This is a genomic window from Streptomyces sp. NPDC001027, from assembly GCF_040299045.1.
Classification (GTDB): domain Bacteria; phylum Actinomycetota; class Actinomycetes; order Streptomycetales; family Streptomycetaceae; genus Streptomyces.
This window is the reverse complement of sequence record NZ_JBEPBI010000252.1, coordinates 1-10,999: the sequence shown is the minus strand read 5'-3', so window position 1 is coordinate 10,999 and position 10,999 is coordinate 1. Positions and strand designations below refer to the sequence as shown.

Here is a 10,999-nt window from a genome sequence, read left to right as displayed (position 1 = left end):
CACCGATCCGCCCCGGTGACGGGCCGGCGACCGTACGTGTCTCCCCCGCGGGCGCGCCCCGCACGCCCGCGGGGGAGGATTGTTGCGGAGGGATGAAATCCGCATCCCCCGGCGTTGGAGCCTTCCGGCAGATCAGGTCAGCTCGAGGAAGCGGAGGCACCGGCGTGAGGGAGCAACGGGGATGGGCACGACGGCTGGCGGGCTACGCCTGGCGCCACCCTGCGGACGTCGCCCTGGCCCTCGGCTCCTCGCTGCTCGGCATGGCCGTGATGGCGCTGGTCCCGCTGGTCACCAAGGTGATCATCGACGACGTCATCGGCGACCACACCCGTGACATGGCCCCCTGGGCGGGGGCCCTCCTCGCCGCCGCCGTCCTCGTCTACGTCTCCACCTACGTCCGCCGCTACTACGGCGGACGTCTCGCCCTCGACGTCCAGCACGACCTGCGGACCGACATGTTCGAGACGATCACCCGGCTCGACGGACGCCGCCAGGACGAGCTGTCCACCGGCCAGGTCGTCGGCCGCGCGACCAGCGACCTCCAGCTGATCCAGGGCCTGCTCTTCATGCTCCCGATGACGATCGGGAACCTGCTGCTCTTCCTGATCTCCCTCGTGATCATGGCGTGGCTGTCGCTCCCGCTCACCCTGGTCGCTCTCGCGGTGGCGCCCGCTCTCGCGTACATCGCGGGGCGCAGCCGGACCAAGCTCCACCCCGCCACCTGGTACGCCCAGGCGCAGGCGGCGGCCGTGGCGGGCGTGGTCGACGGCGCCGTCAGCGGCGTACGCGTGGTGAAGGGCTTCGGGCAGGAGGACCAGGAGACCGGGAAACTCCGCGAGGTGGGACGCCGGCTCTTCGCGGGGCGACTGCGCACGATCCGCCTGAACGCCGCCTACACCCCCGCCCTGCAGGCCGTGCCCGCCCTCGGCCAGGTCGCGATGCTGGCGCTCGGCGGCTGGCTGGCCGTCGAAGGCCACATCACCCTCGGCACCTTCGTCGCCTTCTCCACCTACCTGGCCCAGCTCGTCGGCCCGGTCCGGATGCTGGCCGTGGTCCTCACCGTCGGCCAGCAGGCCCGCGCGGGCACCGAGCGCGTGCTGGAGCTCATCGACACCGAGCCGTCGATGAAGGACGGCGCCAAGACGCTCCCCGCGGACGCCCCGGCGACCGTCGAGTTCGACGACGTCTCCTTCGGCTACGACCCCGAGCGCCCCGTCCTCGACGGCCTCAGCTTCGAGATCCGCCCCGGCGAGACCCTCGCCGTGGTCGGCTCCTCCGGCTCCGGCAAGTCCACGGTCTCGCTGCTGCTGCCCCGCTTCTACGACGTCACCCGAGGCGCGGTCCTCATCGGCGGCCACGACGTGCGCGAGCTCGCCCTCGACTCGCTGCGGGCCGCGATCGGCCTGGTCCCCGAGGACTCCTTCCTCTTCTCCGACACCATCCGCGCCAACATCGCCTACGGCCGCCCGGACGCCACCCAGGAGCAGATCGAGGCGGCCGCCCGGGCCGCCCAGGCCCACCGGTTCGTCGCCGAGCTGCCCGCCGGCTACGACACGAAGGTCGGCGAGCACGGACTCACCCTCTCCGGCGGCCAGCGCCAGCGCGTCGCGCTCGCCCGCGCGATCCTCTCCGACCCGCGCCTGCTGGTCCTCGACGACGCCACCTCCGCCGTCGACGCGGCCGTCGAGCACGAGATCCACGAGGCGCTGGCACAGGTCATGCAGGGCCGCACCACGCTGCTGATCGCCCACCGACGCTCCACCCTCGGCCTCGCCGACCGCATCGCCGTCCTCGACGCCGGCCGGCTCGCCGACCTCGGCACCCACGAGGAGCTCCAGGAGCGCTCCGCGCTCTACCGCCGGCTGCTCACCGACCCCGACGAGCTCGGCGGCGTCTCGCCCGGCCACGCCCAGGCGGCCGCCCCCGGCGAGGACACCTCCGTCCGCGACGAGCTGGACGCCGAGTTCGACGCCGAGCGCGGGGTCACCCCCCGGCTGTGGACCGGCGACCGCGAGCCGAAGGACACGGCACTGTCCGGCACGCCCGCCACGCCCGAGCTGCTCGCCCAGGTCGAGGCGCTGCCCCCGGCCGCCGACACCCCCGGCGTCGACGAACGGCTGGCGGTGCGGCCGGAGGAGTCGTACGGCCTGCGCAGGCTGCTGCGCGGCTTCGGCGCGCCGCTCCTGGTCAGCCTCGCCCTGGTCGCCCTCGACGCCGGCATGGGCCTGCTGCTGCCGGTGATGATCCGGCACGGCATCGACCAGGGCGTGTCCCGGGCGGCGCTCGGCGCCGTCTGGACGGCCTCCCTGCTCGCCCTGCTGGCCGTGGCGGCGCAGTGGGCCGCGCAGACCGGCGAGATCCGGATGACGGGCCGCACCGGCGAACGCGTCCTCTACACGCTCAGGCTGAAGATCTTCGCCCAGCTCCAGCGACTCGGCCTCGACTACTACGAGCGGGAGCTGACCGGCCGGATCATGACGAGGATGACGACGGACGTCGACGCCCTGTCGACGTTCCTGCAGACCGGCCTGGTCACCGCCTTCGTCTCGGTCGTCACCTTCTTCGGGATCATGGTCGCCCTGCTGGTGATCGACGTGCAGCTGGCGCTGGTCGTCTTCGCGACGCTGCCGCCGCTGATCATCGCCACCTACTTCTTCCGCAAGGCCAGCGTGAAGGCGTACGAACTGGCCCGCGAGCGGGTGTCGACGGTCAACGCCGACCTCCAGGAGTCGGTGTCCGGGCTGCGGATCGTGCAGGCCTTCGGGCGCGAGCGGGACGGCGCGGCACGGTTCGCGGAGCGCTCCGACAGCTACCGCCGGGCGCGCATCAGGGGCCAGTGGCTGATCTCGATCTACTTCCCGTTCGTGCAGCTGCTGTCCTCGGTCGCGGCGGCCGCGGTGCTGATCGCGGGCGCGGGACGGGTCGACGCGGCGACCCTCACCACCGGCGCGCTGGTGGCCTACCTGCTCTACATCGACCTGTTCTTCGCCCCCGTGCAGCAGCTCTCGCAGGTCTTCGACGGCTACCAGCAGGCGACCGTCTCGCTGGGCCGCATCCAGGAACTGCTCCGCGAGCCGACGTCCACGCGGTCTGCCGAACGACCCCTCGAGGTGCGCTCGCTCCGCGGCGAGATCGCCTTCGAGGACGTGCGCTTCCGCTACGGCACGGAGGAGGAGGCCCTCGCCGGGATCGACCTGCGCATCCCGGCCGGCCAGACAGTCGCGTTCGTCGGCGAGACGGGCGCGGGGAAGTCGACCCTGGTCAAGCTGGTGGCCCGGTTCTACGACCCCACCGGCGGCCGGGTCACGGTGGACGGCCGGGACCTGCGCTCCCTCGACCTGACCTCCTACCGTCACCGGCTGGGCGTCGTCCCCCAGGAGGCGTATCTGTTCCCGGGCACCGTCCGCGACGCCATCGCCTACGGCCGGCCGGACGCCTCCGACGCCGAGGTGGAGGCCGCGGCGCGGGCGGTCGGCGCGCACGAGATGATCGCCACGCTCGACGGCGGCTACCTCCACGAGGTCGCCGAGCGCGGCCGCAACCTCTCCGCCGGCCAGCGCCAGCTGATCGCGCTGGCCCGCGCCGAACTCGTCGCCCCGGACGTCCTGCTCCTCGACGAGGCCACGGCCGCCCTCGACCTGGCGACGGAGGCCCAGGTCAACCAGGCCACCGACCGCCTGACGGGCCGCCGCACCACCCTCGTGGTCGCCCACCGGCTGACCACCGCCGCCCGCGCCGACCGGGTGGTGGTCATGGACCACGGCCGGGTCGTCGAGGACGGCGCCCACGACGAGCTCCTCGCCCTGGACGGACGCTATGCGCGCCTGTGGCGCACCTTCGTCGGCGCGGCCGAGCCCGAGGAGCCGGTGAGCGCGTCCCGGTGACGGTCGCGCAACCATCGGCACACCTCGGGCGTCCGTACATCAGTACGGGCATCGCACGCGCGGCCGCGGCAGACAGCCGGCCGTCGCGTACGGCGGACGCGGGAGGGGGCCAAGGCCGTGGTCACAGGTGCGGTACGCGCTCGGAGCGCGACGGTCCGAAGACTGACGGCGGCGCTGGCCGTGCTGATCGCGGCCGTGATCCTCGCCGTCGCCGTCCCGGGCAGCGCGCAGGCGGCCACCGCAGGCTCGTCCTGCCCCGGACGCAAGGTGCGCACCCTGTCCTTCTCGACCGGCTCCGTGCTGATCTACCGGGACGGCGGCGTGGTCTGCGCCGTCACCGTCCAGAAGCGGCCCGGCGTCAAGCGGCTCGTCTCGGTGAGCGTCCAGGCGCGCGGGCTGGTCGCCGTGCACAAGTCGCGCATGGACAAACGCAGTTCGCCGATCGCCAAGACGTACGCCGGTCACCGGCGGGTGCGGGTGACGGCAGCGGTGGGCGGCATCGCCTACCGGTCGGGCTGGTTCCTGTGCTGACCCGCGCACCGGCTCTCCGTACCCCGGCGCCTGCGGCGCCCGGCTGACCCGCGCACCGGCCGCGCCGCGCCCCGATGCGTCAACCCCCTCTGGTGTGACCCGTGTTGCTCCGATAGCTTCCGGCGACGCACATCTGTCTCACAAGGAGGGTGCACGCGCATGCGCAAGGCGCTCAGATGGCTGCTCGCGCTCACGGTGCTCATAGGCACGCTGAGCACGGCGGGGGCGGCGACCGCCGCCCCCACGCCGGAGGCCACCGACATCAAGGACCGGCTGCTCGCGATCCCGGGCGTCAGCCTGATCGAGGAGAAGCCGTACCCCGGGTACCGCTTCTTCGTCCTGAACTTCACCCAGCCGGTGGACCACCGGCACCCCTCCAAGGGCGTCTTCCAGCAGCGCGTCACCGTGCTGCACAAGGACGTCAGCCGCCCGACGGTCTTCTACACCAGCGGCTACAACGTCTCCGTCAACCCCGGCCGCCGCGAGCCCACCCAGATCGTGGACGGCAACCAGGTCTCCCTGGAGTACCGCTACTTCACCCCCTCCCGCCCCGCCCCCGCCGACTGGTCCAAGCTGGACATCTGGCAGGCCGCGAGCGACCAGCACCGCGTCTTCGCGGCGCTGAAGAAGATCTACACGAAGAACTGGCTCGCCACGGGCGGTTCCAAGGGCGGCATGACGGCGACCTACTACGAGCGCTTCTACCCCCGTGACATGGACGGCGTGGTCGCCTACGTCGCCCCCAACGACGTCGTCGACCACGAGGACTCGGCCTACGACCGCTTCTTCGCCTCCGTCGGCACGAAGGAGTGCCGCGACCGGCTGAACGCCGTCCAGCGCGAGGCGCTGGTGCGCCGGGAGCCGCTGGAGCGCAGGTACGCGGCGGACGCGGCCGCGAACGGCTACACCTTCACCACCATCGGCAGCCTGGACCGCGCCTACGAGGCGGTCGTCCTCGACTACGTCTGGGGCTTCTGGCAGTACAGCCTGCTGTCCGACTGCGCCTCGATCCCGGCGGAGGCGGCCACCGCGACCGACGACGAGATCTGGGACTCGGTCGACGCGATCTCCGGCTTCTCCGCCTACACCGACCAGGGCCTCGCCACGTACACGCCGTACTACTACCAGGCGGGCACCCAGCTCGGCGCCCCCACGATCCACTTCCCGGCCATCGAGAAGAAGTACATCCGCTACGGCTACCAGCCGCCGCGCGACTTCGTCCCCCGCGACATCCCGATGACGTTCCGTCCGGGGGCGATGCGGGACGTCGACACGTGGGTGAAGCACAACGCCCGGCACATGCTCTTCGTCTACGGCCAGAACGACCCCTGGGGCTCGGAGCGGTTCCGACTCGGCAAGGGCGCGAAGGACAGCTACGTCTTCACCGCCCCCGGTCTGAACCACGGCGCGAACGTGGCTGCTCTGGTCGCGGACCAGAAGGCGCTGGCCACGGCCCGCATCCTGGACTGGGCGGGCGTCGCGGCGCCGGCGGCGGACCGGGCGAAGCCGCTCGCGAAGTTCGACCCCAAGCTGGACGCCCGGGACATGGAACGGGAGCCCACGCTGCGTCCGTAGCCCCACCCCGGACCGGCCGCCCCACGCGGCCGCGCGCACCCCACGCGAGTGCGCGCGGCCGACCGGACCCGGGGCGCGGTGCCCAGCGCTCAGTACGTCAGGCCGTGTCCGATCGGGTACAGCACGCGTGCCGGGTCGTCCGCCCGCTGCACGGGCGCCGGAAGTCTCCCGTGCGGCCGGACCGCGCCGGCCATCACCCGTGCGGCGGCCCGCAGTTCGACGTCGGTCCAGCAGTACGTCGCCAGGCACGCCGTGACGGACGGCAGGTGCGCCACGTCGTACGGGTTGCGGACCGCGACCGCGATCACCGGCCGGTCGGTCGCCGACAGCCGCTCGACGAGCGTTACTTGGGCGCTGCCCGCCGTGACGTTGCAGGTCGCGACCACCACGGCGGACGCGCCGCCCGCCGCCGAGACGGCCTGCGCGATCGTCTCGGCGGAGGGGTCCGCGCCCGTGGGCAGCGTCGTCGTCCTGAAGCCCTGAGCGGCGAGGGCGGCGGCGAGGACGCCGGTGGGCGGGCCCGTGGTGCCGGTGGGCGAGGCGGGATCGGCGCCGACGACCAGCAGCGAGGGGTGCGAGCGGGGCGACAGCGGGAGCACGCCGCCCTCGTTGACGAGGAGCGTCGTCGTGCGCTCGGCCATCAGGTCGGCCGCCGCGAGGTGCTCCGCGGCGCCGACGGTCCGGGCGGCCCCCTCCTGGCCGGCGTAGGGATCGTCGAACAGCCCCAGCCGCTCCTTCAGCCGCAGGATGCGCAACACCGCCTCGTCGAGCCGCCCTTCGGCGAGCTCCCCGTCCCGGACGGCCTTCAGGACGGCGTTCCAGGCGACGTCCAGCCGGGGCGGATTGAGCAGCTGGTCGACGCCGGCCCTGAGCGCGAGCACCGGCACCCGGTCGTCGCCGTACTTCGTGCGCACCCCCGCCATGTCCAGGGCGTCGGTGACCACGACGCCGTCGAAGCCGAGCTCCTCGCGCAGAAGCCCGGTCACGACGGGCCGCGAGAGGGTGGCCGGGTCGCCGGAGGAGTCCAGCGAGGGGACCACGATGTGCGCGGTCATCAACGCGTCCACGCCGGCCGCGATCGCCGCCCGGAACGGCGCCGCGTCCAGCGCCTCCCACTCCTGACGCGTGTGGGTGATGACGGGGAAGCCGGTGTGGCTGTCCACGGAGGTGTCCCCGTGCCCGGGGAAGTGCTTCGCGGTCGCCGCCACCCCGGCCGCGCGATACCCCTCGGCCTCCGCGGCGACCAGGCCCGCCACCGCAGCGGGGTCGGCGCCGAACGAGCGGACGCCGATCACCGGGTTCGCCGGGTCGACGTTGACGTCGGCGACGGGGGAGTAGTTCTGCCGGATGCCCATCGCCCGCAGCTCGCGTCCCGCGATCCGGCCGAGGGCGCGGGCGTCGTCACGGGACCCGCCCGCGCCGATCGCCATCGCGCCGGGGAACAGCGTCGCCGGCCGGCCCACCCGGCAGACCGCGCCGTGCTCCTGGTCGGTGGAGATCAGCAGCGGCAGGCCGCGCGGCTGCCGGAGCGCGGCCCGCTGGAGTCCGTCGGAGAGGTCCGCGATCTGCCGCGGGGCGCGCGTGTTGTGCGCCCAGGCGAAGTAGACGACGCCGCCGAGCCGGTAGCGGGCGAGCAGCTCGGCGCCGGTGCGCACGCCGAAGTCGGCGAGGTTGGCCTCGGCGTCGGCCGGGTCGGGGGCGGTCGCCGAGTGGCCGTGCACCCGCGACACGAAGACCTGGCCGACCTTGTCCTCCAGCGTCATACGGGAGAGGAGGGCACGCGGCCGGCGCTCGTCCGCGTGCGCGGGACCGCCGACGGCGAGCGCGGCGGTGACGCCGGCGGTGGCGGCGAGAACGGTGCGTCGGGAGGGCATCGGCGCTCCTTCCGGTGGGGGACGGCGGAGTGGGGACCGGTGGCGCACGCTACCCGCGCGGCCCCCGCCCTCGGCGCATTGGACGAAGACGCGCCGACGACTGCCGGGCGGGAGCCGGAGGAAGCCCCCGCACCGCGCGACGGCGCCCCGGACGAGAGGGCCCACCGCCGGGCGTCGGGGCCGGGGGGCTGAGGGCGCCTCCGGCCCCCGCCCGGGCGGCGGGGGCCGGAAGGTCTGAGGGGGCCCTCCCACCGTCGGGCCGCGGGGGCCGGGGGCCTGAAGGCCTTCCCAACGGCCGGGCGGCGGACCGTTTGCGACGACGGGCCCGCCGAGGGCCGGCGGTCCCACGAGCCGACGCCCCCCGCGCCGCTGGAGCCCGGTCGGCCTTCGCCCGGCCCCCGCCGATCCGGCTGTTCACCTGGAGGGAACCGTCTCGACGCCCGTCCATCCCGTGGACGTACCGGCGTCGCGGGCGAGCCGCGCGGGATCATGAGGGGCATGGTCCTCGTCGACATCCCCGGTTCCAAGTCCATCACCGCCCGCGCCCTGTTCCTGGCCGCGGCGGCCGACGGCGTCACCACGCTGCAGCGCCCGCTCCGCTCCGACGACACCGAGGGGTTCGCCGAGGGCCTGACGCGGCTCGGCTACCGCGTCGGCCGGACGCCGGACGCCTGGCAGATCGACGGCCGTCCGCAGGGACCGGCGCTCGCCGAGGCGGACGTCTTCTGCCGGGACGGCGCGACCACCGCCCGCTTCCTGCCGGCCCTGGCCGCCGCCGGCCACGGCGTGTACCGCTTCGACGCCTCCCCGCAGATGCGCCGCCGCCCCCTCCTCCCGCTCACCCGCGCCCTGCGCGACCTCGGCGTGGACCTGCGGCACGAGGAGGCGGAGGGCCACCACCCGCTGACCGTGCGGGCGGCCGGCGTCGAGGGCGGCCAGGTGGTGCTGGACGCCGGCCAGTCCTCCCAGTACCTGACCGCGCTCCTCCTGCTCGGCCCCCTCACCCGCAGCGGTCTGCGCGTCACCGTCACCGACCTGGTCTCCGTGCCGTACGTGGAGATCACGCTTGCGATGATGCGGGCGTTCGGGGTGGAGGTGGGGCGCGAGGGGGACACGTACGTCGTCCCGCCAGGCGGCTACCGTGCCACGACCTACGCGATCGAGCCGGACGCCTCCACCGCGAGCTACTTCTTCGCGGCGGCCGCGCTGACCGGCGGCGAGGTGACCGTGCCGGGCCTCGGCGAGGGCGCGCTCCAGGGCGACCTGGGCTTCGTGGAGGTGCTGCGGCGGATGGGCGCCCGGGTCGACGTCGGCGCGGACCGCACGACCGTGGCGGGGACCGGCGAACTCCGGGGCGTCACCGTCAACATGCGGGACATCTCCGACACCATGCCGACCCTCGCCGCGCTCGCCCCCTTCGCCGCGGGCCCGGTGCGCATCGAGGACGTGGCGAACACGCGCGTGAAGGAGTGCGACCGCCTGGAGGCCTGCGCGGAGAACCTGCGGCGGCTCGGCGTCGAGGTGGTCACCGGCCCCGACTGGATCGAGATCCGCCCGGACGGGCACGGCGGCGCTCCCACGGGCGCCGACGTCAAGACCTACGGCGACCACCGCATCGTCATGTCCTTCGCGGTGACGGGGCTGCGCGTCCCCGGAATCTCGTTCGACGACCCGGGCTGCGTCCGCAAGACCTTCCCCGGTTTCCACGAGGCGTTCGCACAGCTGTCGAAGACCCTGCGCAACGACGGCGTCGGCTGAGCCGCGGCCAGGGAGGACCGGGCCGGGAGGACCGGCCGTAGAGGGTGCGTGCGCCGGAGCACGCCGGTCGGGCGCCCGCGCCTTCCGCCCCGGCGCCCTCGCCTCAGGCGGAGTCGTTCAGCAGTCGTCCGAGGTGTCCGCGTCCGGCGTCCAGGAGCCCCTCCAGCGGGGCGGCGGTCTCGTACCAGCGTTTCTCGTACTCCCAGCACAGCCAGCCGTCCCACTCGTGGCGCGTCAGCACCTCCACGCACTCGGCGAGGGGCAGCACTCCGGCGCCGAGCGCCAGCGGCGTGGTGTCGTCCGCCGACGCGATGTCCTTGACCTGTACGTAGCCGAGGTACGGGGCGAGCGCCGCGTACGTCTCCTGCGGCTGCTCGCCGCCCAGCCAGGTGTGCATCACGTCCCACAGCGCGCCGACCTGCCGGTGCCCGACGAGGCCGAGCACCCGGGTGGCGTCCGCGCCGGTGCGATGGGAGTCGTGGGTCTCCAGCAGGACCCGCACGCCGAGGTCCGCGGCGAACTCGGCGGCCACGGCGAGCCGTCGGGCGGCGACGGCGTCGGCCTCGGCGGAGGACTGGCCGTCCGCGCCGCCGGGGAAGACGCGGACGAAGGGCGCCCCGAGATCGCGGGCGAGTCCGGCGAGGGCGCGGATCTCCTCGACGACGGTGTCGTCGTCCCCCGGCGCGGCGACCCGCGCGTACCCGGCGAGCCCCAGCACCTCGACGCCGGCCGCCTTGAACGCGGCGGCCGTCTCGGTCCGCTCGTCGGGACTCAGCCCCGGATGGACGGGCTCCTCGGGATGGGCGCGCAGCTCCACGCCGTGATAGCCGTGCGCGACCGCGAGCCGCAGCACCTGGGAAAGGGGCAGACCGGGAACACCGAGGGTGGAGAAGGCGAACTTCATGCCCCCACTCTCACCCGGACCCGGGGCGGGGTCCAGTAAGCCGGACATACGGCCGTCGAGGCGTCGCCCGGCGCCGCCCCGCCCCCTCGGGAGCCAGCCCCGGCCCCACCCCACCCCGGCCGTCCCGACCCCACCCCGACCCCCACCCCGGCCGTCCCGTCCCGACCCTGGCCCGTCCCGACCCCGACCCTGGCCCGTCCCGACCCCGCCCCCGACCCTGGCCCGGCCCCGACCCTGGCCCGTCCCGGCCCCGGACCGTCCCGGCCCCGGCCCGTCCCGGCCCCGGACCGGCCCGTCCCGGCCCCACCCGGCCCGTCCCGGCCCCACCCCGTCCCGTCCCGGCCCCGGCCCGTCCCGGCCCCACCCCGGCCCCGTCCCGTCCCGGCCCCGTCCCGTCCCGGCCCCGGCCCGGCCGGGGCGCGGCCCCCGCCCGGGCCCGGCGCAGTCCCGGCCGCGGGCGGGGGGGCGGGCGC

Annotated in this window: 6 protein-coding genes; 4 read left to right on the top strand and 2 right to left on the bottom strand. The window is 74.7% G+C overall.

Annotated features, from left to right (window positions below; genetic code table 11):
• The first annotated feature begins 164 nt into the window (after positions 1 to 164).
• The 3 genes from ABT300_RS36625 (at position 165) to ABT300_RS36615 (ending at position 5,990) form a co-directional block, all read left to right on the top strand.
• Complete coding sequence (locus tag ABT300_RS36625; protein ID WP_351685360.1) at positions 165 to 3,884, top strand: ABC transporter ATP-binding protein; 3,720 nt, start codon at positions 165 to 167, stop codon at positions 3,882 to 3,884.
• A gap of 117 nt (positions 3,885 to 4,001) precedes the next feature.
• Positions 4,002 to 4,415, top strand: coding sequence for a hypothetical protein (locus ABT300_RS36620; RefSeq protein WP_351685358.1), 414 nt, complete (start codon positions 4,002 to 4,004; stop codon positions 4,413 to 4,415).
• A gap of 159 nt (positions 4,416 to 4,574) precedes the next feature.
• Entirely contained in the window at positions 4,575 to 5,990 is a 1,416-nt protein-coding gene (locus ABT300_RS36615) for a S28 family serine protease (protein ID WP_351685356.1), read from the top strand.
• 89 nt (positions 5,991 to 6,079) lie between these two features.
• Here the strand turns inward: ABT300_RS36615 and ABT300_RS36610 are convergent, their stop codons facing one another.
• Entirely contained in the window at positions 6,080 to 7,864 is a 1,785-nt protein-coding gene (locus ABT300_RS36610; RefSeq protein ID WP_351685354.1) for a glycoside hydrolase family 3 protein, read from the bottom strand.
• A 498-nt stretch (positions 7,865 to 8,362) separates the two neighbouring features.
• Between ABT300_RS36610 and aroA the strand changes: the two genes are divergently transcribed.
• On the top strand, positions 8,363 to 9,622 hold the full coding sequence (gene aroA, locus ABT300_RS36605) for a 3-phosphoshikimate 1-carboxyvinyltransferase (protein WP_351685352.1): 1,260 nt from the start codon (positions 8,363 to 8,365) through the stop codon (positions 9,620 to 9,622).
• A 103-nt stretch (positions 9,623 to 9,725) separates the two neighbouring features.
• On the opposite strand, the gene ABT300_RS36600 is transcribed toward aroA, so the two are convergent.
• Positions 9,726 to 10,526, bottom strand: a complete 801-nt coding sequence (locus ABT300_RS36600) for a sugar phosphate isomerase/epimerase family protein (protein WP_351685348.1) — start codon at positions 10,524 to 10,526, stop codon at positions 9,726 to 9,728.
• Positions 10,527 to 10,999 lie beyond the last annotated feature (473 nt).